The 21,282-nt window shown below is 71.9% G+C and carries 24 protein-coding genes; 16 read left to right on the forward strand and 8 right to left on the reverse strand.

The genetic code is table 11. From position 1 onward, the window contains the following. Positions 1–18 precede the first annotated feature (18 nt). Entirely contained in the window at positions 19–387 is a 369-nt protein-coding gene (locus tag ACVKXF_RS14010; protein WP_456796079.1) for a VOC family protein, read from the forward strand. 61 nt (positions 388–448) lie between these two features. Beyond that, positions 449–1,102 carry a CatA-like O-acetyltransferase gene (locus tag ACVKXF_RS14015; RefSeq protein ID WP_456796080.1) on the forward strand — a complete coding sequence of 218 codons (654 nt, stop codon included), beginning with the start codon at positions 449–451 and terminating at the stop codon, positions 1,100–1,102. Between the two features lie 108 nt (positions 1,103–1,210). Here ACVKXF_RS14015 and ACVKXF_RS14020 read toward each other — a convergent pair whose 3' ends face one another. Genes ACVKXF_RS14020 through ACVKXF_RS14030 form a run of 3 tightly spaced genes read right to left on the reverse strand, consistent with a single transcriptional unit; the run spans position 1,211 to position 4,762 of the window. Continuing rightward, positions 1,211–2,845: a hypothetical protein gene (locus tag ACVKXF_RS14020; RefSeq protein ID WP_456796081.1), complete on the reverse strand. Its 1,635-nt coding sequence runs from the start codon at positions 2,843–2,845 to the stop codon at positions 1,211–1,213. A 4-nt stretch (positions 2,846–2,849) separates the two neighbouring features. Next, a complete protein-coding gene (locus tag ACVKXF_RS14025) occupies positions 2,850–3,776 on the reverse strand; it encodes a carbohydrate ABC transporter permease (protein WP_123314250.1) in 927 nt (308 codons plus the stop codon). After that, positions 3,773–4,762 (reverse strand): ABC transporter permease, encoded by a 990-nt coding sequence (locus ACVKXF_RS14030; RefSeq protein WP_260233158.1) that lies wholly within the window; start codon positions 4,760–4,762, stop codon positions 3,773–3,775. The genes ACVKXF_RS14025 and ACVKXF_RS14030 overlap by 4 nt, the downstream gene beginning before the upstream one ends. Before the next feature lie 164 nt (positions 4,763–4,926). Here ACVKXF_RS14030 and ACVKXF_RS14035 point away from each other — a divergent pair, with 164 nt between their 5' ends. Both ACVKXF_RS14035 and ACVKXF_RS14040 read left to right on the forward strand, forming a co-directional pair. Next, a complete protein-coding gene (locus ACVKXF_RS14035) occupies positions 4,927–5,934 on the forward strand; it encodes a LacI family DNA-binding transcriptional regulator (protein ID WP_456796082.1) in 1,008 nt (335 codons plus the stop codon). Positions 5,935–6,004: 70 nt separating this feature from the next. Then, entirely contained in the window at positions 6,005–6,391 is a 387-nt protein-coding gene (locus ACVKXF_RS14040) for a VOC family protein (RefSeq protein WP_456796083.1), read from the forward strand. 103 nt (positions 6,392–6,494) lie between these two features. Here ACVKXF_RS14040 and ACVKXF_RS14045 read toward each other — a convergent pair whose 3' ends face one another. Together ACVKXF_RS14045 and ACVKXF_RS14050 are read right to left on the reverse strand one after the other, a co-directional pair. Continuing rightward, a complete protein-coding gene (locus tag ACVKXF_RS14045) occupies positions 6,495–7,232 on the reverse strand; it encodes an esterase/lipase family protein (protein WP_456796084.1) in 738 nt (245 codons plus the stop codon). Further along, on the reverse strand, positions 7,229–8,002 hold the full coding sequence (locus tag ACVKXF_RS14050) for an alpha/beta fold hydrolase (protein ID WP_456796085.1): 774 nt from the start codon (positions 8,000–8,002) through the stop codon (positions 7,229–7,231). Before ACVKXF_RS14050 ends, ACVKXF_RS14045 begins: the two co-directional genes overlap by 4 nt. Before the next feature lie 83 nt (positions 8,003–8,085). Between ACVKXF_RS14050 and ACVKXF_RS14055 the strand changes: the two genes are divergently transcribed. The 3 genes from ACVKXF_RS14055 (at position 8,086) to ACVKXF_RS14065 (ending at position 10,420) form a co-directional block, all read left to right on the forward strand. Next, positions 8,086–8,454, forward strand: coding sequence for a hypothetical protein (locus tag ACVKXF_RS14055; RefSeq protein WP_456796086.1), 369 nt, complete (start codon positions 8,086–8,088; stop codon positions 8,452–8,454). A gap of 19 nt (positions 8,455–8,473) precedes the next feature. After that, on the forward strand, positions 8,474–9,022 hold the full coding sequence (locus ACVKXF_RS14060; RefSeq protein WP_456796087.1) for a dihydrofolate reductase family protein: 549 nt from the start codon (positions 8,474–8,476) through the stop codon (positions 9,020–9,022). 99 nt (positions 9,023–9,121) lie between these two features. Next, positions 9,122–10,420 (forward strand): NAD(P)/FAD-dependent oxidoreductase, encoded by a 1,299-nt coding sequence (locus ACVKXF_RS14065; protein WP_123314380.1) that lies wholly within the window; start codon positions 9,122–9,124, stop codon positions 10,418–10,420. Between the two features lie 113 nt (positions 10,421–10,533). On the opposite strand, the gene ACVKXF_RS14070 is transcribed toward ACVKXF_RS14065, so the two are convergent. After that, positions 10,534–11,439, reverse strand: a complete 906-nt coding sequence (locus tag ACVKXF_RS14070) for an SDR family oxidoreductase (protein ID WP_456796088.1) — start codon at positions 11,437–11,439, stop codon at positions 10,534–10,536. A 109-nt stretch (positions 11,440–11,548) separates the two neighbouring features. Between ACVKXF_RS14070 and ACVKXF_RS14075 the strand changes: the two genes are divergently transcribed. Further along, positions 11,549–12,121, forward strand: coding sequence for a TetR/AcrR family transcriptional regulator (locus ACVKXF_RS14075; protein WP_456796089.1), 573 nt, complete (start codon positions 11,549–11,551; stop codon positions 12,119–12,121). A 35-nt stretch (positions 12,122–12,156) separates the two neighbouring features. After that, on the forward strand, positions 12,157–13,338 hold the full coding sequence (locus tag ACVKXF_RS14080) for an FAD-dependent oxidoreductase (protein ID WP_456796090.1): 1,182 nt from the start codon (positions 12,157–12,159) through the stop codon (positions 13,336–13,338). Between the two features lie 49 nt (positions 13,339–13,387). On the opposite strand, the gene ACVKXF_RS14085 is transcribed toward ACVKXF_RS14080, so the two are convergent. Together ACVKXF_RS14085 and ACVKXF_RS14090 are read right to left on the reverse strand one after the other, a co-directional pair. Further along, positions 13,388–14,257 (reverse strand): UbiA family prenyltransferase, encoded by an 870-nt coding sequence (locus ACVKXF_RS14085; protein ID WP_456796091.1) that lies wholly within the window; start codon positions 14,255–14,257, stop codon positions 13,388–13,390. Then, entirely contained in the window at positions 14,254–15,177 is a 924-nt protein-coding gene (locus ACVKXF_RS14090) for a DMT family transporter (protein ID WP_456796092.1), read from the reverse strand. The genes ACVKXF_RS14085 and ACVKXF_RS14090 overlap by 4 nt, the downstream gene beginning before the upstream one ends. A 71-nt stretch (positions 15,178–15,248) precedes the next feature. Here ACVKXF_RS14090 and ACVKXF_RS14095 point away from each other — a divergent pair, with 71 nt between their 5' ends. The 7 genes from ACVKXF_RS14095 (at position 15,249) to ACVKXF_RS14125 (ending at position 21,252) form a co-directional block, all read left to right on the forward strand. Beyond that, positions 15,249–16,097, forward strand: coding sequence for a LysR family transcriptional regulator (locus tag ACVKXF_RS14095; RefSeq protein WP_456796093.1), 849 nt, complete (start codon positions 15,249–15,251; stop codon positions 16,095–16,097). 74 nt (positions 16,098–16,171) lie between these two features. Then, the gene (locus ACVKXF_RS14100; protein ID WP_123314259.1) at positions 16,172–16,606 is read left to right on the forward strand and encodes an excisionase family DNA-binding protein; all 435 of its coding nucleotides are present in this window, start codon (positions 16,172–16,174) and stop codon (positions 16,604–16,606) included. Between the two features lie 25 nt (positions 16,607–16,631). Next, on the forward strand, positions 16,632–16,826 hold the full coding sequence (locus tag ACVKXF_RS14105) for a hypothetical protein (protein WP_456796094.1): 195 nt from the start codon (positions 16,632–16,634) through the stop codon (positions 16,824–16,826). Between the two features lie 87 nt (positions 16,827–16,913). After that, positions 16,914–17,201 (forward strand): hypothetical protein, encoded by a 288-nt coding sequence (locus tag ACVKXF_RS14110; RefSeq protein ID WP_456796095.1) that lies wholly within the window; start codon positions 16,914–16,916, stop codon positions 17,199–17,201. A 45-nt stretch (positions 17,202–17,246) separates the two neighbouring features. After that, positions 17,247–18,059, forward strand: a complete 813-nt coding sequence (locus ACVKXF_RS14115) for a fructosamine kinase family protein (RefSeq protein ID WP_456796096.1) — start codon at positions 17,247–17,249, stop codon at positions 18,057–18,059. A 287-nt stretch (positions 18,060–18,346) separates the two neighbouring features. Beyond that, complete coding sequence (locus ACVKXF_RS14120; protein ID WP_456796097.1) at positions 18,347–20,494, forward strand: ArnT family glycosyltransferase; 2,148 nt, start codon at positions 18,347–18,349, stop codon at positions 20,492–20,494. Between the two features lie 35 nt (positions 20,495–20,529). After that, entirely contained in the window at positions 20,530–21,252 is a 723-nt protein-coding gene (locus ACVKXF_RS14125; RefSeq protein WP_456796098.1) for a response regulator transcription factor, read from the forward strand. The last annotated feature ends 30 nt before the right edge of the window (positions 21,253–21,282 follow it).

Genomic DNA, 21,282 nt, shown 5'->3' on the forward strand with positions numbered 1-21,282 from the left:
CGGTCTACCCTGACGGCCATGATCGGCACACTCGACATGGTCGTCCTGGACTGCCCAGACCCTCGCGGCCTGGCCCGCTTCTACGCGGAGCTGCTCGGTGGCGAGATCGTCGGCTTCGACGAGGACTGGGCCGAGGTCGCGCTCCCCTTCACCGACCAGCGGCCGCTCCTGGCGTTCCAGCAGGTCGAGGACTACCGCGCCCCGGAGTGGCCCGGGCAGCTCGTCCCGCAGCAGAGCCACCTCGACGTGAAGGTCGAGGACCTCGACGACGGCGAGGCCGCGGTCCTGGCCATCGGTGCGACCGCGACGGGATCGGCGACCGAGACGTTCCGCGTGTACCTCGACCCGGCGGGCCACCCGTTCTGCCTCATCCGCCCGAACGACTGAACCCGTTCGAGCGTCGGCATGCCGACCGTCGCAGGGCCCGCACCACGTCCATGCTGGCCCCATGACGGAACTCCGACCGATCGACCTGGACACCTGGCCCCGCCGCGAGCACTTCGAGCACTACCGCCAGCGTGTGCAGTGCTCCTACGAGGTGACCGTCGACGTCGACGTCACGGCGTTCGTCGCGGCGGTCCGCACGAGCGCGGCGAAGACCTACGCGTCGCAGATCTGGGCGATCGCGACCGTGGTCAACCGTCATGCCGAGTTCCGGATGCAGCTGCTCGACGACGGCTCCCCCGGCGTCTGGGACGTCGTGCACCCGATGTTCACGGTGTTCCACCCGGACACGGAGACCTTCTCGGCGTTGGTCGTGCCCTACGACGAGGACTTCGGGCGGTTCCACGCCGCCGCAGTCGACACGATGGATCGGTACCGGGACGACGTCCGGATGTTCCCGCAGGACGACCGACCCCGGAACGTGTTCGACGTCTCCACCTTCCCCCGCACGTCGTTCACGGGGTTCGCGCTGCTCGTCCGCGACGGGTACGACCACCTGTTGCCGATCGTCACGCTCGGGCGCTACCGGACCGAGGGCGACCGCACGCTGATGCCGATGGCGCTGCAGATCAACCACGCGGCGGCTGATGGTTTCCACACCTCGCGGTTGGTCCAGGAGCTCGAGGACCTGTTCGCCGCCCCGTCGTGGCTGGCGTGACCGCGGAGCGGACGGGCGGCCCGTGGCGGACCCCGCCACGGGCCTCCCGTCCGATCGCCCCGAGTCCAGGGCCACGCAAGACGCCGTCATGTCGCCGAGACGACGGCGTCACGCGCCCGCGCGCGCCTCCAACGCCTGCTCGAACTCGCGCCGCATCGCGTCGCCGCCCCGGCGGCGCCAGTCGCGCACGACGGCCTTCCACCCCGACACCGGCGCTCGGCCGAGCAGCACGTCGTTGATCGCACTCGTGGCGTAGGTCCCGATGGCCGGTCCCTTGGTGGAGTTCGTCGGCGAGTAGAGCCCGTAGGTGGGGTTCGTGATCCCGTCGTCCAACCACGAGGACAGCGACTCGTAGACGACGTCCGTCATCTCCGGGGCTCCCGAGTAGAAGAGCGGCAGCGGGCACTCCGTGAAGTACTGCAGCGGGAACTCACCGAGCGCGGTCTCGCTGTTGCCCGTCTTGGTGAGGACGGGGGCGCCGTCGCGGAAGTCGAAGTCCCGGCCCTCGATGCCGAACTTTCGGTACATCCAGGCCTCGGTCCCGAATGGTGACGCACACCAGTTCAGGACGCCGAGCAGCATGCGGATGCGCTCCTCGGGCCCGGCCGCGAGGGCGGTGATCGCGTTGTTCGGGTCCCCGAGCCACGGTTTCGGCTTCGCGCCGCCCGGTCCGACGAACGGCGCCATGGTCATGCGGAACCCGCTGCCGGGCTCGGCCTGCTGCAGCAGGCCGGGGATCGCGCTGTAGCTGTCCTGGAGCATCAGCGCCGAGCCCTGCACGAACCACACCTTGCCGTTGTAGGCGGTGACGCTGTCCGGGTGGACGAGGCCGTCGGCGAGGAGCTTCCGCGAGGCCTCGAGCATGTCCTGGTACGCGTCGACCTCGTACATGTGGGTCAGGCGGCCGCCCTGCTCGTCCCACTGGTTGGGCACACCGAACATCGACGCGAGGATGTTGGTCGGCACGGAGCCCAGCGCCCAGCGGTTGCGCTGCGGGTCGGAGACCTCGCGGCAGAGCGCCTCGAACTCGTCGAGGTCACGGAAGGACGGGTCGACGCCGAGCTGCTCGAACAGGTCCTGCCGTCGGTGCAGCACACCGGTGGTCAGGGGCCCGCGGGGCACGGGGACACCGTAGATGCCACCCGAGAACACGGTGCCGCGCCAGGAGGCGGTGGGCAGGTTGGCGAGGTACGGGTAGTCCCGGACGCCGCTGCCGGAGAGGATCTCGGTGAGGTTCGCCGCCTTGGCCTCGAGGAACTGCGGCAGGTACGAGAACGTGCCGAACACGGTGAACACGTCGCCGAGGGTGTCGCCCGCGACCTGCGTGGCGAACTTGTTGCCCCAGTCGGCGTTCGGGGTGATGGTCAGGTCGAGGTCGACGCCCATCCGTTCGTCGAGGCCCTGCCAGTACGGGTTGCTGCCCTTCGACGGTGGGACGGGCGAGTTCGTCGGGACGCTGCCGTGCAGCGTCGACCCGTCGCCGGGCACCCGGTCGGTCGGCACCAGGTCCGACGGGATGCGTCGGAACGCGGACGGCATGAGCGCGCTGGTCTTTGGGAGCACCGGGTCCGGTCCGCCGGCCCACGGCACGTAGTCCGGCAGCGTCACGGCCCGGTTGATCGCCTTGACGTCGGTGGAGCGGGTGACGGTGTCACAACCGGCCAGGAGGCCCGTGGCCGCGATCCCGAGACCGCCAGCGATCAGGCCGCGGCGGGTGATGCCCCGTGGTGCGTTGGTCGTCATGGTGTCAGCCCTTCACGGCGCCGGTCAGGACACCCTTGGCGAAGTGCCGCTGCAGGAACGGGTAGAGGATGAGGATGGGGACGATCGAGACGACGAGGATCGCCATCTGGATCGACGCCTGCGGGGGCAGCGCGTCGGAGCTCGTGCCGAGGTCGGCGCCACCGAGCTGCGCGTTGTTGATGACGTAGGTGCGCAGCACGAGTTGCAGGGGCCACTTCGCGGTGTCGTTGATGTAGAGCAGGGCGTTGAAGAAGGCGTTCCAGTACCCGACCGCGTAGAACAGGCCGATGACCGCCAGGACGGCCTTCGACAGCGGGAGCACGATCCGCAGGAAGACGCCGAAGTCGCCGGCGCCGTCGATGCGGGCGCTCTCGATGAGCTCTCGCGGGATCGCCATGAAGAACGAGCGCATCACGATGACGTTGAACGCGCTGAGCGCCGTGGGCAGGATGAGCGCCCAGTACGAGTCGAGCAACCCGAACTGCTTCACGACGAGGTAGTTCGGGATGAGCCCCGGCGCGAACAGCAAGCTGACGAGCACGAGGCTCAGGACCACCCCGTGTCCGTAGGACCCCGGCCGGCTCAGCGCGTACGCGAGCATCGCGGTGACGAACAGGCTGATCAGGGTGCCGACCGTGGTGATGCCGACGCTCACGAGCAGTGCCCGGGTGACGACGCCGCCGGCGAAGATGCTCTCGTAGGCGCTGAAGTCGAGCCCGGTCGGCCACATCACGAAGCCCCCGGCACCGTTGACCTGGCTGGACGGCGCGACGCTCGTCGAGACGATGCCGAGGAACGGCAGCAGGACGACGAGGCAGATCACGAGCAGGACGAACCCGGTCAGCAGCCGTCCGGGCAGCGGCGGGGCGTCCAGCGGGCGGTGCTTCCGGGCGGCCCCCGCGGGCACGGTCACGCTCCGGGTGGCGCTCATCGCGACTCCTTCTGGTAGACGCCCGCTTCGCCAAAGACGTGCGCGAGCTTGTTGGCGCCGAGGACGAGCAGGACTCCGACGACGCCCTTGACGAGTCCGACGGCCGCGGCGACGCCCCACTGTCCGCCGAGCACGCCGTTGTTGTAGACGTAGGTGTCGAGGACCTCACTGGCCGCTCGACCGACCGCGGCCTGCTGCAGGAGGATCTGCTCGAACCCGACGGTGAGCGAGTCGCCGAGCCGGAGGATGAGCAGCAGGATGATGATGCCGCGCATGCCGGGCAGGGTGACGTGCCAGAGCTGCCGCCAGCGCGAGGCCCCGTCCATCTTCGCCGCCTCGTACAGGCTCGAGTCGATCTGGGAGAGCACGGCGAGGAACAGGATCGTCGCCCAGCCGGTGTCCTTCCAGATCACCTGGCTGGTGAGCAGCGCGATGAAGCCGTTCGGGTTGCCGAGGAAGTCGATCGCGTCGCCACCCGCCGCCCGGATCGCGTTGTTCACGAGCCCGGAGCCGCCGAGGATCTGCTGGAACACCGCGACGACGATCACCCACGACAGGAAGTGCGGCAGGTACAGGATCGACTGCACGACCTGCTTGATCCGCTCGGACAGCAGCGAGTTGAGCATGAGCGCCAGGATGATCGGCGCCGGGAACACGAACACGACCTGCACGAGCGTGATCACGAGGGTGTTCCGGAGCGCCCCGAGGAACTCCGGATCGCCGTCGAAGATCACCGCGAAGTTCTCGACCCCGACCCACGGGCTGCGCCCGAGCGGGACGAAGGGCAGGTACTCCTGGAAGGCGATGAGGTTGCCGAGGAGGGGCAGGTAGTGGAACCCGAGCAACAGGGCGACGCCCGGCAGGCCCATCAGCAACAGCACTCGATCGCGCCGGATCCGCTGCCAGGTCGTGCGCCGCCGGAGCCCGGGGTGCGGCGGCGGTGCGGTGTGCGCGGTGGTCGTCGCGCGGTCGTCGAGCTTCGTCACTCGGTGGCCTCCTCCGTTGGATTCCTGCAGCGACCCTGGCGTGCGGGGCAACACGGTGGCAATCCGTTGCCAAACGTTTCCATCGTTGTAACGCTCCAGTGAGCGCACACCCGCAGCTCGACGACGCGACGCCACTGGCGACCGCCCGCGCTACGCTCATCCCGATGCGCGCAACCGTGCGGGACGTGGCCACCCTCGCCGGGGTGTCGCCGAAGACCGTCTCCAACGTCATCAACGGCGGCGTGGTGGTGCGCCCGGAGACCCGCGAGCGGGTCGAGCGTGCCGTCGCCCAGCTCGACTACGTGCCGAACCTGTCCGCCCGCGGGCTGCGGAACGGCCGGTCCGGAGCGATCGCCCTCACGCTGCCGGAGATGGGCAGCGCCTACTCCGCCGAGCTCGCGCAGTGGTTCGTCGAACTCGCGCGCGAGCGGGGGTGGGTCGTCCAGCTCGACCAGACCGGCAGCGACCCGGCCCGCGAGCGCGAGCTGGTCTCACGGGCACGCGCCCACCTCGTCGACGGGCTCGTGCTCAACCCGGTGTCGCTCAGCGCGAGCGTCCTGGCGTCGACCGAGGGGCTGCCGCCGACCGTCGTGATCGGCGAGGTGGAACCCGAGCACGTCGACCAGGTGCACATCGACAGCCGGGCCGCCGCCGAGCAGGTCACCGCCCACCTGGTGTCCCGCGGCCACCGCAGGATCGCGATCGTCGGTGCCGCCCGCGCGTCCGAGGCCACCGCCACGAGCGAGCTGCGGGAGCGCGGGTACCTCGCCGCGCTCGCGAGCGCCGGGATCGAACCGGACCCCGCGCTGCGGGTACCACTGCCGTCCTGGACGACGAGTTCGGCGGCGACGGCCTTCGCGACCTGGCTCGACGAGCACCCGCTGCCCGACGCCGTGTTCGCGTTCACGGACTCGATCGCCTTCGGCGTGCTGCACGTCCTGGCGGCCCGGGGTGTCCGCGTTCCCGAGGACGTCAGCGTCATGGGGTTCGACGACATCGACGGAGCGGCGTACGCGATCCCCGCGCTCAGCACGGTCTCGTTCGACCGGCGGGCGTTCGCGACGGCGGCGCTCGACCTGCTCACGCGGCGGATCGAGGACCGGGACCTGCCGCCGGAGACGGTCGTGGTGCCGCACCGCATCGTCGAGCGCGCGAGCGTCGCCGACCGCTGAACAGCTCCGACCGCTGAAGAGCTCCGGCCGCTGAACGGCTCCGACCGCTGCTCGGCGTACGCTGCGCGGCATGACCAGCGAAGACGCCTCGATGCCGACGCTCGCCGCCACCGTCCTGCAGTCCCCGGAGCCGATCGCGCTCGCCCGGTTCTACGGCGCCCTGACCGGGTGGACCGTGTACGAGGACGGCCCGACCTGGGCCCGGATCCGTCCCGCCGACGGCCCCGGCCTGTCCGTGCAGTTCGAGCCCGAGTACGTCGCCCCGACCTGGCCCGGCACCGCGGACGCCCCCGGCATGCAGCTGCACCTCGACTTCCAGGTGGAGGACCTGCCGGCTGCCGTCGTCCGTGCCGAGGAACTCGGTGCCACGCAGGCCGCGTTCCAACCGCAGGACGACGTCCGGGTGCTGCTCGACCCCGACGGGCACCCGTTCTGCCTGTTCCTGCCCGGGGCCTGACACCGGCTGGCCACGTCTCGAGGTTCCACAACACGCCGGATGATCGCCGCCGAGGTTCCGAACTGCGGCGATCCGAGCGCCGAGATGCCGAGATTTCGGAACCTCAGGACAGGCCGGGGTCGGCCGCCGCCAGTACCGCGGCGCGCGTGCGGGCATCGCCGAGGATCCGGAAGTGCCCGCCGACCGGCAGCCGCACGTTCGTCGCCCCCGACAGCTCGCTGCCCTCGGGGATGAGCGTGTCGAACACCCCGTAGACCGACGTGATGCGAGCGTTCGCGTCGAGTTCCCGCGCCAGTCCCGCCAGCACGGGGTCGGCGGCCCGGAACACCCGGAGGTGCCGCACCGGAGCGAGCCGCGCGTAGCCGGACCCGGCGAACGGCGTCGACACCGCGACCATGCGGTCGATGCGGCCGTGGTCGTCGAGCTGGGTCATCGCGTACTTCCCGATGAGCCCGCCCTTGCTGTGCGCGAGCACGAGGACGTTCCGCAGGTCGTGCTCCTCGAGGTACGCGAACACGTCGCGCGCCGAGACCGGCACCGGCCGCAGGTTGTGGCGCAGCACCGGCAGCACGTGCACGGGATGGCCGCGGTCGTGGAGGGCGTCCATGAGCGGCCGCATGAAGTGCCAGGTCTCGTAGACGCCGGGGATCACGACGACGGGTTGACCCTCGCCGGTCCGGTAGTCGTCGGCGGTGGTGGGTCCGAGGCTCCGCACCTGCCACGTGATCGCGTACCACCAGTCGAGTGCGGCCCACGTCGCGCGTCGCACCAGCGGGATGCCGGGAGGCACGGGTCGGCTCGTGCCCGTCGCTTCCGTCGAGGACGTGGTCGGCTCGGTCATCGGAGGCCCTCCAGCGTCTGTGCCCGGCGGAACTCGTCGACGAGCCGGGCGAACGCGACGGGGTGCCGCTCCTGCAGGTGGTGCGGCCCCGGGAGTTCGACGAACGACCCTCGCTGCGCGCGCGTCGCCACGCCGACGGCCCAGTCGCGGCGCACGATCGGGTCGTCGCTGCCCCGGACGACGAGGACGGGTCCGTGCACGTCAGCGATCGTCTCCTCCAGCCGGTACCGGAGCATCGGGCGCAGCTCGCGGACGTACTGCCGGACGCTCCGCAGGTAGTCGGTGACGAGCAAGCCGTTCATCCGGAACCCCTCACCCGCTCCGTCCCGGAACAGGTCGGACGCCACCAACGGCAGGGACCGCCGCTCCACCGGGACCACCGGGCTGACCAGGACGACGGAGCCGACGGCCCCGGGGTGCTGCCGGGCTGCTTCGGTCACGACCTGCGCGCCCATCGACTGTCCGACGAGCACGAGGTCCTCCGCTCCCCGCGCACGGACGGCCCGGACGACCAGGTCGCCGAGCTCGGCCATCGACAGCGTTCGGCCGGCGGCGGGGAGCCCGCCGAAGCCGGGCAGGTCGACGCTGACGGTGCGGTGGGTCGCCGCGATGGCCTGCTGCGACCGGCCGAACGACCGGTGCGACATCCCGATGCCGTGGACCAGCACGACCGTGGGGTCGAGGTCGCTCCGCACCCGGCCCGCGGGCGCAGCGGTGTGGAGGCGCACCGGCAGGCCGTCGATCCGGATCGTCTCCACCTTGGCGCGCACGAACCGAGGCTACGCGGCGGTTCGCAGCACCGGATCAGCGTCGTCATCGGCCACCCACAGACACGGGGTGTGCACTGCCTTCCATGAGCGACACCACTCCCCCGAACGGCCACGCGCCGGGCGACCCCACCCGCACCCCTCCGGTAGCGGCTCCGGCCGGCTGGGGTTCGGCCCCGACGCCGACCTCGACGGCCACCCTCGACGCCCCCGCCCCGAACGGCGCCACCCCCTGGTACGGCACCGCGGCACCGACGAACCGCACGAGTGCCCCGAAGCCGCCATGGTTCTGGCCGGTCCTCGCGGCGATCGTCGGGCTGGCCGCACTGCTCGTCGGCGGTGGCATCGGCTTCGCCATCGGGCACGCGATCGGCGGGGACCAATCCCGGTCGACCACGCAGCTGCCCGGCACGAACGGTGGGACGAACCAGTTCCCGGGCGGCACCGGCAGCTGATCCGCAGTACGCTCCGGCCATGCGCAAGGTGACAGCAGGGCTGTTCACGTCGGTCGACGGCGTCGTGCAGGACCCGTACGAGTTCCAGTACGACAGCTTCGACGACGAGCTCGGGGCCGGGATGGGCGCGTTCATGGCCCGCACCGACACCGTCCTGCTCGGTAGGAACAGCTACCTCGAGTGGTCCGAGTGGTGGCCCGCGCACCCGGACGACGGCTTCGGGCAGTGGATCAACCCGATCGAGAAGTACGTGGCCTCCACGACGCTGGGCGACGACCTGACCTGGCAGAACACCACCAGGATCCCGGGCGACCTCGACACGTTCGTCCGCGAGCTCAGGGAACGCGACGGTGCCGACATCGCCGTGTGCGGGAGCGTGAGCGTTGTCCGGCACCTGCTGTTCGCCGGACTCCTGGACGAGCTCCAGCTGATGGTGCACCCGGCGATCGCCGGATCCGGCCGGAAGCTCTTCGAGCCGACCGACCCGGCCACGCGCCTACGGCTGGTCGACAGCACCGTGACGAGCAAGGGGAACGTCCTGAGCACCTACGCACGGCTCGACGCCTGACGGAGCCGACCCGTGCCTCCCGTCCGGCAGTGAACCGGAGCGCTCCAGACCGCGCGTACCCTCGTGGGTGACCAACTCACCGAGGAAAGCCGGATCAGCATGCCCCAGGACACCCGCCCGCACGTCGTCATCGTCGGCGGTGGATTCGCCGGTGTCGCTGCCATGCGCGAGCTGGCGGACGCCCCGGTCCGGGTGACGCTCGTCGACCGGCACGTCTACAACATGTTCCAGCCCCTCATGTACCAGGTGGCGACGGGCGGGCTGAACGCGGGCGACGTGACGTACTTCCTGCGCAGCCTGCGGGCGAAGCAGGACAACGCCGAGTTCCGGCACGGCCTGCTCACCGGCATCCGGACCGACGAACGCATCGCTGAGATGTCCGACGGTGAGCACCTGCACTACGACTACCTCGTGCTGGCGAACGGCGTGAACACGAGCTACTTCGGCACCCCGGGCGCCTACGAGTACGCGTACTCGATGTACTCCCGCTCGCAGGCCCTGCGGATCCGCGACGAGCTGTTCACCCGGCTGGAAGAGGCCGCTGCGAACCAGGGCCCCGACGAGATCAAGATCGTCATCGTCGGCGGCGGCGCGACCGGCGTCGAGATGGCCGGAGCGCTCGCGGAGCTCCGCGACCAGGCACTCGAGGGCGCGTACCCCGAGCTCGACAAGGGCGCCATCACGATCACCCTCGTGCACCGCAGCGGCGAGCTGCTCAAGCCGTTCGCGCCGCGCCTCCGCCGGTACGCAGCCAAGGTCCTGCGGAAGCGCGGTGTCGTGCTCCGGTTGAACACCGGCGTCTCCGAGGTCAAGACCGACGGCGTGATGACGGCCGACGGCGAGTTCATCCCCGCCTCGCAGGTCATCTGGGCAACCGGCGTCGCCGCCCACAAGGAGGTCTCCGGCTGGGGCCTGCCGCAGACGAGCGGCGGACGCATCCAGGTGGGCGACGACCTGCGCGTCAACGGTGTCGAGCGGATCTTCTCGGCCGGCGACATCGCGGCGCAGTCCGAGGCCCTCGCGCAGCTGGCCCAGCCGGCGCTGCAGGGTGGACGGCACGTCGCGAAGCAGATCAAGCGCCTGCTCGAGGGCAAGCCCACCGAGCACTTCAAGTACTTCGACAAGGGCACGATGGCGACGATCGGCACGAACGCCGCAGTGGCCCAGCTGCGCGGCGGGATCACCATGGTCGGGCCGATCGCCTGGGCCGCGTGGGTCGTGGTGCACATCGCGTCGCTGCTCGGCAACGGCAACCGGCTCTCGACCCTGTCGCACTTCTTCGTCCGCTACCTGTGGTTCATGCGGAAGCGTGCCATCCCGATCGTCGGTGACGTCCGCCCCGTGCGCCCGAACGGCGACCGCGAGCCCGACCCGTGGCAGATGCAGAAGGCGGAGTAGCAGCGCGTTCGCGGCGTTCGCGGTCGCTTCGTGAGCAGAAATGGTCGGGTCCGGAGACGGAACCCGACCATTCCTGCTCACGATCCGCGGGTGCCGGTACTGCCCCGCGCCGCCTACACGACCCGCACGCCGGAGTAGGCGCCGGCGGCGATGTCCTCGAGCAGCCCGGGGCCGGTCGGCTGCCATCCGAGGAGCTCCCGGGTGGCCTCGGACGTGGCGGACATCTCCATGCCGAAGAACCGGCCGATGAACCCGAAGTGCGCGTCCGCGTCGGCCGGGTCGATCGAGGTCACCGGCAGACCGAGGACCTCGCCGATGGCCTCGGCGATCGCGCGGGTCGGGATCGCGGTCTCGGCGACGGCGTGCAGCCGCGTGCCGGCCGGTGCCTGCTCGAGGCCGAGCCGTACGAGCCGTGCGGCGTCGGTGACGTGCACGGCGGACCAGCTGTTCGTGCCTTCGCCGATGTAGCCGGAGACGCCGGTGCGCTGTGCGGCTCCGACGATCGCGGCGATGAACCCGTGGTCGCCGGTGCCGTGCGTGGTCGGGCTGAAGCGGGCAGCGATCGTCCGCACGCCCTGCTCGACGAAGTCGAACCCGCGGTTCTCGCTGCCACCGCGCATGCTGTCCGGGCCGACGAACGGGCTGGGGTCCGCCTCAGTCGAGGGGCGACCCGGGGCGAGGCCGGCGACACCCGAGGCGACGACGAACGGGCGGTCCGTGCCGACGAGCGCTGCACCGATGGTCTCGACCGCGGCGCGCTCGCTGGCGTTCGTGGCGGCAGGGTTCGCCCAGTCGTGCTTGTTGGCGAGGTGCAGGACGCCCTCGGCCCCGGCGGCTCCTCGGCGGATGGCGTCGAGGTCGTCGAGGTCGCCCCGGACGACGGTGACGCCCTTCGCCTCGAGCGCTGCGGCCGAGGCGTCGGACCGGGCGAGACCGGTGACGGTGTGTCCGGCGGCGAGCAGGTCGTCGACGGTGTGGGAGCCGATCCATCCGGAGGCCCCGGTGACGAACACGTGCATGTGATTTCCCTTCGCAGGTGTCCACGGCGGTTATGTCATGAACTGACATCACCGTAGCACTCGATGTCAGCCGCTGTCATCAACGCATCCTGATCAGTAGACTCTGCGCATGGCTCGGTGGCAACCCGGAACGCGTGAACGACTGCAGGCGGTCGCCCTGCAGCTCTTCGCGTCCGAGGGCTACGACGGCACCACGGTCGCGCGGATCGCGGCTGAGGCCGACGTCACCGAGCGCACCTTCTTCCGGCACTTCGCGGACAAGCGCGAGGTCCTGTTCGCCGGCCAGGACGACTTCCTCGCGATGTTCGTCGACCCGATCGCGGCCGCACCGGCCGACACAGCGCCCTTCGACCTGGTCGGCCGCGCCCTCGACGCCGCCGCGGGGTTCTTCCCCGAGGACCGCCGGTCGTGGTCACGGGCCCGGCAGGGGATCATCGACGCGAACGCAGCCCTCGGCGAACGGGAGCTCGGCAAGCTCGCCACCCTGAAGGCACGCCTGGGCGAGGTCATGCGCGAGCGCGGCGTCCCCGAACCGGCGGCGACCATGGCCGCCGAGACCGCCGTGACGGTGTTCCACCTGTCCTTCGCACAGTGGATCGCCCCGGGTGAGGAGCGCCCCTTCGACGCGATCGTGCACGAGCGGCTCGATGCCCTGACGGCACTGGTGCACCCCGCTCGCTGAGTGCACGGCGGTCGACCCGACCGTAGGCTCGGCCCGTGACCACGGAGCGCACCGACGTCCTCGTGGTCGGCGGCGGTCCCGTCGGCCTGTTCCTCGCCGCGCTGCTGGCCACCCGCGGTGCCACCGTGCAGGTGTGGGAGCGCCGCCCCGGTCCGCCCGAGGGGTCCCGCGCCATCGGCATCCACGCGCCGTCCCTCGACGCCTTCGCCGAGATCGGGCTCGACGCCCCGGTGCTCGCCGAGGCGACCCTCGTGCGTACCGGCGTCGCCCGGAGCCGTGGGCGGACGCTCGGCACGCTGACGTTCGACCGCGCCTCGGACACCCACCCGTACGTCGCGACGCTCGACCAGCACCGCACCGAGTCCCTGCTGCGGGACCGGCTCGCCGACCTGGACCCGACCGCGCTGCACACCGGGACGACGGTGACGGGCCTGACCCGGCACCGCGATCACGTCGACGCGGTCGGCAGCGGCCCGGACGGCACAGCGGTCGCCGTGCGCGCCGCGTTCGTCGTCGGGGCCGACGGCGCGAGGAGCGTCGTCCGTGACCTGCTCGGCATCGGCACCAGCGGACGCGACTACCCGGACCGCTACGTGATGGGCGACTTCGCCGACCCCGAGGACGCCGACGCGCGGACCGCCGCCCTGGTGGACGTCGGACCCGGCGGCGTCGTCGAGTCCTTCCCCCTGCCGCACGGTCGACGCCGGTACGTCGCACTCGTACCGGACTCGCTCGCGTTCGCCCCGAGCGGCGTCGCGCCCGACCCGGCGACGGCCGCACGACTGGCCGCGATCGTCACGGCACGCACCGGCGTCACCCCGGATCCGTCCACCTGCACGATGCTCAGCGGGTTCCGGGTCCGGCGTCGCGCCGCCGACCGCGTCGGGGTCGGCCGGGTGGTGCTCGTCGGCGACGCCGCCCACGAGATCAGCCCGATCGGCGGGCAGGGCATGAACCTCGGCTGGCTCGACGCGGCCGAGCTCGCGCCGTTGCTCGCCGGCGCCGTCCGGACGGGTGTGGCCGGACCGTGGCCCGGCTACGCCGCCCGCCGTCAGGCAGCCGCCCGCCGCGCGGCCCGGCAGGCCGAGGCGAACATGGGGCTCGGTCGTCCGCTCGGCACCGTCGCCGCCATCGGACGGGAGGCGCTGCTCCGGACCGTCCTGTCGCTGCCGACCGCGCACGCCCTGGCCCGGCTCTACGCCATGCGCTGGGCCTGACGGCTCGCGTCGGCAACGGGCGTCGCCGTCCGAGCCGCGCGGAAGTGCGTCAGGCGACGAGTCGCGCCCCGGCGAAGCCGAGCTCGACGACGAGCACCAGGGACGACGCGATCACGAGCCGGAACAGGGTCCGCGACGCCCGTCCCGCCAGCACCAGTCGGACCCCCACCACGGCGAGCGCCAGCACGACGACCGCCCCGACCACGGCGAGCACGACACCGGCGCCACGGACCGGGTCGTCACCGAGCACCTGGCCGCCGAGCACGAGGGCTGCTGCGACCACGAGCAAGCCGAACGCCGTGATCCCGGCGCCCCGGAGCCCGAGGCGGTGCGGGAACCCACGGACACCGGTGGCGGCGTCGTCGACCAGGTCCGGCAGGACGTTGGTGCAGTGGATCGCGACACCGAACACCGCGCCGGTGGCGATCGCCCACCAGGCCGGCCACAGCCCCTCGGGACCGGCGGACACCGCGACCACGGGCAGCAGTCCGAAGGCGACGACGAACGGCACGACGGACCACACGGTGCGCTTCAGCCCGGCGTCGTAGGCCCACCCGGCGGCGACGAGCACGAGGTGTGCCACGGCGGCGACGGGGCCCAGGAACAGCGAGAGGACCACCGCGGCTCCGGCCGTCACGAACGCTGCCGTGCGGACCGTCCCGACGGCGATGAGTCCGCGGGCGACGGGCTTGTCGCTCCGACCCACGGCACGGTCACGGTCGGCATCGATCCAGTCGTTCGCCAGGCCGATCGACAGTTGCCCGGCGACCACCGTCAGCGCGACCAGCGCCACGAGCCAGAACGGGTGCCCGACGGCGGCGGCGATCACGGCGGCGAGCACCGTGACCGTGACCGTCGGGCCGGGGTGGGACGAGGCGAACAGCAGTCGCACCACGTGGGGGTCCTGGCCGGCGGTCACCCGGCCAGCGTACGGGCGGGGCGTGCGCGACGGCGCAGACTCCGGCGGCCGAGCACCCCCGAGGCCAGCGCGATGCCGAGCAGCACGACCAGACCGCCGACGGGCTCGTTCCACCGGACCCGCTCACCGAGGACGAGCACGCCGAGCGCGACACCGACCACCGGCGTCAGGTAGGTGACCGTCGACGCCCGACCGGCACCCCACGCCTGCACCAGCCGCGTGTTCCATGCGTAGGCCAGCCCCGTACCGACGCAACCGAGCGCGACCATCGCGGCCACGATCCTCCCGTCCAGCTGGACCGGGCCGGTGGCGATGACGGGCGCGACCAGCAGGAGCATGCCCGATGCCAGCGTGAGCTGCACCGTCGCGATCGTGACCGGGTCGTGGGCGCTGCCCACCGCCACGCGCCGGAGGTAGGCGAGTCCGATGCCGTAGGACGCGGTCATGCCGAGCAGCGCCACCTGTCCCGGGACGCTCGCCAGGACCGCGGGGTCGCCGAGCAGGTCCCACGGGCCGACGAGCACGAGCACACCGACGATGCCGACCACGATGCCCGCCACCTGCCGACCCCGCAGCCGTTCGGACGGGACGAGCACCGCGAGTGCGGCCAGCGTCATGATCGGGGTCGTCGCGTTGTAGATGCTCGCGAGTCCGGACGGCACGGTCTGCTCGGCCCACGCCATCAGCGACGACGGCAGGGCGTTCAGGAAGAACGCGACGACCGCCAGGTGTGCCCACACACGCAGCTCCCGCGGCCAGCGACGACGGGTCGCGAGCAGCAGGGCGACGAGCGTCACGCCCCCGAGCACGGTTCGCACGGTGGCGACCTGCTGCGGTGCGAGCCCGTCGAGGCCGATCTTCGCGAACAGGAAGCTCGAGCCCCAGGTGAGGGCGACGAGACCGTAGAGGAGGGCGTTCATGTGGCCTAGTGTCGAACCAGTCCCGCACATGCGGCAAACGCATGTGGTTCATACCCTCATGAGGAGCACGCATGCCCGTCTCGGTCCCCCAGCTCCGTGCGTTCGTCGCGACGCTCGACGCCGGGTCGTTCACGTCCGCGGCCTCCGTGCTCGGCGTGGGGCAGTCCGCCGTTTCGCACGCCGTCGCCGGGCTCGAACGCGAGGTCGGCGGGCCGGTCGTCCGTCGTGGTGCGGTCGCGGTCCCGACCCCCCTCGGTGACCGCCTGCTGGCCCACGCCCGCAGCGTGCTCGCCTCGGTCGACGCCCTGGAGGCGGTGGTCCGGCCCGCCACGGCGCGCGGCACCGTGCGCCTCGCGGCCGTCCCCACCGTCTGCCAGGGCCTGCTGCCGCGGCTCCGCGAACTGTGGGCGGTGACGCTGCCCGACGTCGACGTGCAGGTCTACGAGGGCGACGACGACGAGATGCCCGAGTGGCTGGAGAGCGGGACCGTGGACGCCGCCGTGCTCGTCGACCCCTCCCCGCTGCCGACCGGCGGCGTGGTCGTCGCCCGGGACGAGATGGCCGCGGTCGTCCGGCGCGACCACCCGCTCGCCGAGCTGCCCGCCCTCACGCTCGACGACCTGCACGAGGACGGCCTGGTCGCGGGCGGCGGCGGGTGCGAGTACCAGATCCAGAAGCTGCACGAGCTCGACGGACGCCCCTTCCGCTACGCCCACCGGGTGCGGGAGATGAGCACCATGTTCGGGATGATCGAACGGGGCGAGGGGGTGTCGATCGTCCCGACGCTCGGCCGGGTGATGCTGCCGCCGGACCTCGTGATGATCCCGATGGCCAGGCGGCTCGAGCGGACCCTGGTGCTGAGCGGGCCGTCGTCGCGGGACTGGCACCCGTTGGCGAAGGCGTTGGTCGACGCCGTCTGACGGGTTGCACTTGCAAGTGCAACCCCGGTACCGTTGAGCCAGTTGCCCACCAACGGACGCGAGACGGAGATCCGATGCGCCAGACGACGACACCACGGCCCCTCCGCGTCGACGAGGTCGCTCGCGCCGAGGCCGTCGACATCGTCGAGCGCGCTGGCGATCGACAGGTCGCGACCGTCGAGCTCCACCTCGACGACGGCACGGAACTCGTGCTCCCGGAGCGACTCGGGGGATTCGTCGCGAACCTCGTCCGCAGCATGGCCGACGGGGCAGGCGTCTCGACGAGCATCCTCCCCGACGAGATGACGACGACCGTCGCCGCCGACGTCATCGGGATCTCACGGCCCACCTTGATGAAGGCCATCGGCCGAGGTGAGATCGCTGCACACACCGTCGGGACCCACCACCGGCTCCGGCGCGCGGACGTCCTCGCAGCCCGAGACACACGACAGGTCGCCCGCGCAGCGGCAGCTCGCGAACTGCTCGAGTCCGGTGAGGCCTTCGACTGACACCCGGCCGCACGAGGCTTGATATGTGATGCTTCAGCGAGTCTTCGTCGATGCGAACGTCTTCTGCAGCCGGACGTTGCGAGACTGGACGTGCCTGCTCCGACTGCACACGGACGGGATGTTCCAGCTCCACACGACCGAGGACGTGCTGGCCGAGACCACGCACACCCTCCGTCGACTGCACCCCGACCGGCCCGGGTCGGCCGTCTCCCGGCTGTGAGCAGCGATCCTCACCTCCGTCGACGAGCTCGTCGACGACTTCGACGCCACGGTCGAGTACCACGGAACCGATCCCGACGACCGACACGTGCACGCCGCCGCGATCGCCTGCGGGGCGCACGTCCTCCTCACGCAGGACCGTGGTCTCCGCGCGACGGATGCAGCGATGTACGAGGTGTACCGCTGTGACGAGTTCTTCAGCCTGGTCGACGACTCGGCGCCGTGGATCGTGCGCGACGTCGTGCGCGAGCAGGCGCGGTACTGGTCCAGCCGTCCCCGCGGCGCACGGAAGAGTCTGCCCGGGGCACTCCGCGACGCCGATTGCCCGACGTTCGCCGGGCGGGTGGAACGACATCTGCGATTCCTCGCCGGATGACCGTGCGCTGAACGGACGTCGACGACCCGTCGGCAGGATGGACCGATGGCCGAGACGCACGTGAAGACCTTCACCACCCCGGACGAAGCGGCAGCCGAAGCCGCCGGACTCCGGTGGCTCGCCGACGCCGAGGACGCGGGCGGCACGAGGACCGCGCGGGTGCTGGGCCGACCGAGCCCGACCGTGCTGGACCTCGAGCTGATCTCCGACGGCTCCCCCACGGCTGCGCAGGCCGAGCGCTTCGGCCGCTCCCTCGCGCACACCCACGCCGCCGGCGCCGACCACTGGGGTGCGCCGCCCGCCGGCTGGACGAAGGGGGCCGCACTGCGGATGGGACGCTCCCGCACCCCGTTCGTCGACGCCGCACACGCACCGGCCACGTGGGGCGAGTTCTTCGCGGAGTACCGGATCCGCGACTTCGTCCGTCGCACCGTCGACGCCGGCGGATTCGACCACGCCCAGGCCGCGGTGTTCGACCGGGTCGCCGACCGGGTGCAGGACGGCACACTCGGGTCCCCGCAGCCGGCGCTCGTCGGGGACCGTCCTGCACGGCTGCACGGCGACCTGTGGGCGGGCAACGTGCTCTGGCCGACGGACTCGTCCGAACCGACCGGGGCGGTGCTCATCGACCCGATCGCGCACGGCGGGCACGCGGAGACGGACCTGGCGCTCCTCGGACTGTTCGGGCTGCCGCGGCTGGAGACGGTGCTCGCCGCCTACGACCGCGAATCGCGGCTCGCCGACGGCTGGCAGGAGCGCGTCGAGTTGCACCAGCTCGCGCCGCTGCTGCTGCACGTGTTCCTGTTCGGCGGCTCGTACACGGGGGCGGCTCTGCACGCGGCGCAGCGGTACGCCTGACCGCGCACCGTGCGGGCTCGCTCGGCCCGTGCGAGGTTGCTCGCCCGGGGACCGGCGCCGCACCGTGCGCGCTCGCTCACTCCGTGCGAGGTTGCCCGCTCCGTGCAGCACTACAACCGCGCACCGGGCAGGCAACCCGGCACGGGCCGGCCGACAGCGCACCGTGCGCCGCCCCAGCCCAGCCAGCCCCGCCGGCGCCGAGTCAGCCAACCTCGCACCGTGCGTCCTTAGGCAGCGCACAGCCGGCGCAGTGCCGCGCTCGGGGAACGCCCCGGATGCTCATCGACATGACCACGTACCCGATACCCGTCACCGACCGAACGGGCTCCGCGCTGACCGACGCGCAGGATCGGCGCCGCAAGCCGCTCGCCCGCCTGTTCCTCGGCGAGCGCGAGGACGCCCGCTGGCTCCGGCCGGCGTTCTGGGCGCTCCTCGCCGTGACCGCCGTGGTGTACCTCTGGGACCTCAGCGTCTCGGGGTACGCCAACAGCTTCTACGCCGCCGCCGTGCAGGCAGGCACGAAGTCGTGGGAGGCGTTCTTCTTCGGCTCCCTCGACTCGTCGAACTTCATCACGGTCGACAAGCCCCCGGCGTCGCTCTGGGTGATGGTGTTGTCGGCCCGGCTGCTCGGCTTCTCGAGCTTCAGCCTGCTGCTCCCCCAGGCGCTCATGGCCGTCGGTTCCGTCGCCCTGGTCTGGGGCACGGTCCGCCGCACCCTCGCCCGCGTCGGCACCACGACCGCGAACGTCGGTGCGCTGCTCGCCGGCTTCGTCGTCGCGGCGACCCCGGCGGCGGCCCTGATGTTCCGGTTCGACAACCCGGACGCGTTGCTCGTGTTCCTGATGACCGCCGGCGCGTACTGCACCGTGCGCGCTCTGCCCCGGGGCAGCTGGAAGTGGATCGCCCTGGCCGGGGTCGCCCTCGGTTTCGCGTTCCTGACGAAGATGCTGCAGGGCCTGCTCGTCCTGCCGGCCTTCGGCCTGGTCTACCTCTTCGCCGCCCGCACCAGGTGGGTCCGGCGCGTGGTCGGTCTGCTCATCGCCGCGGGTTCCCTCGTGGTCGCCGCCGGCTGGTGGGTCGTCGCCGTCTGGCTGTGGCCCGCGGAGTCCCGCCCGTACATCGGCGGTTCGACCGACAACACCGTCCTCGACCTGGTGTTCGGCTACAACGGCCTCGGCCGGATCTTCGGCGGCTCGGGCAACGGCGGCGGAGGCGGGGGCGGGGGCGGCGGCATGACCGGTGGCACCGCGGGCGGCTCGTTCGGTGGCTCGACGGGCCTGAACCGACTGTTCTCGTCCGAGATGGGGCTCGAGATCTCGTGGCTCCTGCCCGCCGCCCTCATCGCGCTGGTCGTCGGCCTGGTCGTCGTCGGCCGTCGGCACATGGCTGATCCCGCACGCGCCGGGCTCGTCTTGTGGGGCGGCTGGCTCCTGGTCACCGGACTCGTCTTCTCGTACATGTCCGGCACGATCCACCCGTACTACACGGTCGCGTTGGCCCCGGCGATCGCCGGGCTCGTCGGCACCGGCGGCGCGCTGCTCTGGCACGCACGAGCGCGGTTCGTCGGCCGGATCGGCCTGGCCGCCATGATCGGCACCACGGCCTTCTGGGGTTGGTGCCTGCTCAACGAGAACCCGACCTGGCTGCCGTGGCTGCGCTGGGTGATGCTCGCCGGGGGCCTGCTGTCCGCAGCACTGATCGTCATCGGCAGCGTGCCGTCGCTGCGCAGGCTCGTCACGATCGGCGTCCTCGCCGGCACCCTGTTCGGGCTGTCCGGCACCACCGCCTACGCCCTCGCCACGACGACCGTCGCGCACTCCGGTTCGATCCCGAGCGTCGGTCCGGCGGGCAGCGGCTCCGGCGGGATGGGCGGCGGTGGCACCGGTGGCATGCCGGGAGGCACGGGTGGACCCGGCGGATCGGCCGCCGGTTCCGACAGCGACGACTCCACCGCCGACGACGGCTCCCAGCAGGGTCCCGGCGGGACCCCGCCGGAGGGCATGACCGGCGAGGCGCCCGGAGAGGCCCCCGGCGACTCCGCCGGCGGGACCGCCGAGGGCTCGACCGAGGGCGGGGGCGGCACGGGCGGCGAGGGGTCGACGACCTCGTCGGCACTGCAGGAGCTGCTCGAGGCGTCCGACGCGAAGTGGGCGGCCGCGGTGAACGGCTCGCAGTCGGCGGCGCAGCTCGAACTCGACACCGACACCGCCGTGATGGCGATCGGCGGCTGGTCGAGCGACCCGGCACCGACGCTCGCGCAGTTCAAGGCGTACGTCGCCGACGGTGACATCGGGTACTACGTGTCATCCGGGTCCGGCGGCGGGATGGGCGGCGGTTCGTCCACCGCCTCAGCGATCCAGGAGTGGGTCGCGGCGAACTACGAGTCGACGACCGTCGGCGGCCAGACCGTGTACGACCTGAGCACCACGAAGTGATCGACGACGAGGGCGCGGTGGATAGGCTCGCGGACGTGACCGGCCAACCGCTGCCGCGCACCGACGGCACCCCCGTCCGCGCCCTCGTCGTCGACGACGAGCACGCCCTGGCCGACGCCGTCGCCCTCGCGTTCGAGGGAGACGGCTGGGCCGTGCGGACCGTGCACCGAGGCCGCGACGTCCTGTTCGCCGCACGGGAGTTCCAACCCGACGTCATCGTCCTCGACGTGATGCTGCCCGACATCGACGGCTTCGAGGTCCTCGAGCGGCTCCGGGACTCCCGCGACGCCGTCCGCGTGCTGTTCCTCACCGCGCGCGACGCCCCCGAGGACCGCCTCGCCGGACTCACCGGTGGGGGTGACGACTACCTGACGAAGCCCTTCGGCATCGAGGAGCTGCTCGTCCGCGCGCGGATCCTGGCACGGACCTCCGCTCGGGTCGCATCGGTCGGCGGGAGCGTGGAGGTGGTGGTCGGTGACCTCCGCCTCGACGAGGACGCCCGCGCCGTCAGCCGTGGCGGCGACCCGATCGAGCTCACGCCGACCGAGTACGAACTGCTGCGGCACCTGGCGCGGAACGCCAACCGGGTGCTCTCGCGGGAGCAGCTGCTCGCCAACGTCTGGGGGATGGACTTCGGATCGTCGTCGAACCTGGTCGACATGTACGTGTCCTACCTGCGGAAGAAGCTCGACGCCGGACGTGAGCCGATGCTGCAGACCGTCCGTGGGGCGGGATACGTGCTGCGGCCGGCGACGTGAGCCGCCCCCGGAAGGCGATCCGCGCCTCCC

This window comes from Curtobacterium sp. PvP017 (assembly GCF_054060195.1).

Bases quoted from the DNA above. Each gene is read 5' to 3' on its own strand.
- ACVKXF_RS14010 (WP_456796079.1), top strand. From the start codon at position 19: ATGATCGGCACACTCGACATGGTCGTCCTGGACTGCCCAGACCCTCGC.
- ACVKXF_RS14015 (WP_456796080.1), top strand. From the start codon at position 449: ATGACGGAACTCCGACCGATCGACCTGGACACCTGGCCCCGCCGCGAG.
- ACVKXF_RS14020 (WP_456796081.1), bottom strand. From the start codon at position 2,845: ATGACGACCAACGCACCACGGGGCATCACCCGCCGCGGCCTGATCGCT.
- ACVKXF_RS14025 (WP_123314250.1), bottom strand. From the start codon at position 3,776: ATGAGCGCCACCCGGAGCGTGACCGTGCCCGCGGGGGCCGCCCGGAAG.
- ACVKXF_RS14035 (WP_456796082.1), top strand. From the start codon at position 4,927: ATGCGCGCAACCGTGCGGGACGTGGCCACCCTCGCCGGGGTGTCGCCG.
- ACVKXF_RS14040 (WP_456796083.1), top strand. From the start codon at position 6,005: ATGACCAGCGAAGACGCCTCGATGCCGACGCTCGCCGCCACCGTCCTG.
- ACVKXF_RS14045 (WP_456796084.1), bottom strand. From the start codon at position 7,232: ATGACCGAGCCGACCACGTCCTCGACGGAAGCGACGGGCACGAGCCGA.
- ACVKXF_RS14055 (WP_456796086.1), top strand. From the start codon at position 8,086: ATGAGCGACACCACTCCCCCGAACGGCCACGCGCCGGGCGACCCCACC.
- ACVKXF_RS14060 (WP_456796087.1), top strand. From the start codon at position 8,474: ATGCGCAAGGTGACAGCAGGGCTGTTCACGTCGGTCGACGGCGTCGTG.
- ACVKXF_RS14065 (WP_123314380.1), top strand. From the start codon at position 9,122: ATGCCCCAGGACACCCGCCCGCACGTCGTCATCGTCGGCGGTGGATTC.
- ACVKXF_RS14070 (WP_456796088.1), bottom strand. From the start codon at position 11,439: ATGCACGTGTTCGTCACCGGGGCCTCCGGATGGATCGGCTCCCACACC.
- ACVKXF_RS14075 (WP_456796089.1), top strand. From the start codon at position 11,549: ATGGCTCGGTGGCAACCCGGAACGCGTGAACGACTGCAGGCGGTCGCC.
- ACVKXF_RS14090 (WP_456796092.1), bottom strand. From the start codon at position 15,177: ATGAACGCCCTCCTCTACGGTCTCGTCGCCCTCACCTGGGGCTCGAGC.
- ACVKXF_RS14095 (WP_456796093.1), top strand. From the start codon at position 15,249: ATGCCCGTCTCGGTCCCCCAGCTCCGTGCGTTCGTCGCGACGCTCGAC.
- ACVKXF_RS14100 (WP_123314259.1), top strand. From the start codon at position 16,172: ATGCGCCAGACGACGACACCACGGCCCCTCCGCGTCGACGAGGTCGCT.
- ACVKXF_RS14115 (WP_456796096.1), top strand. From the start codon at position 17,247: ATGGCCGAGACGCACGTGAAGACCTTCACCACCCCGGACGAAGCGGCA.
- ACVKXF_RS14120 (WP_456796097.1), top strand. From the start codon at position 18,347: ATGACCACGTACCCGATACCCGTCACCGACCGAACGGGCTCCGCGCTG.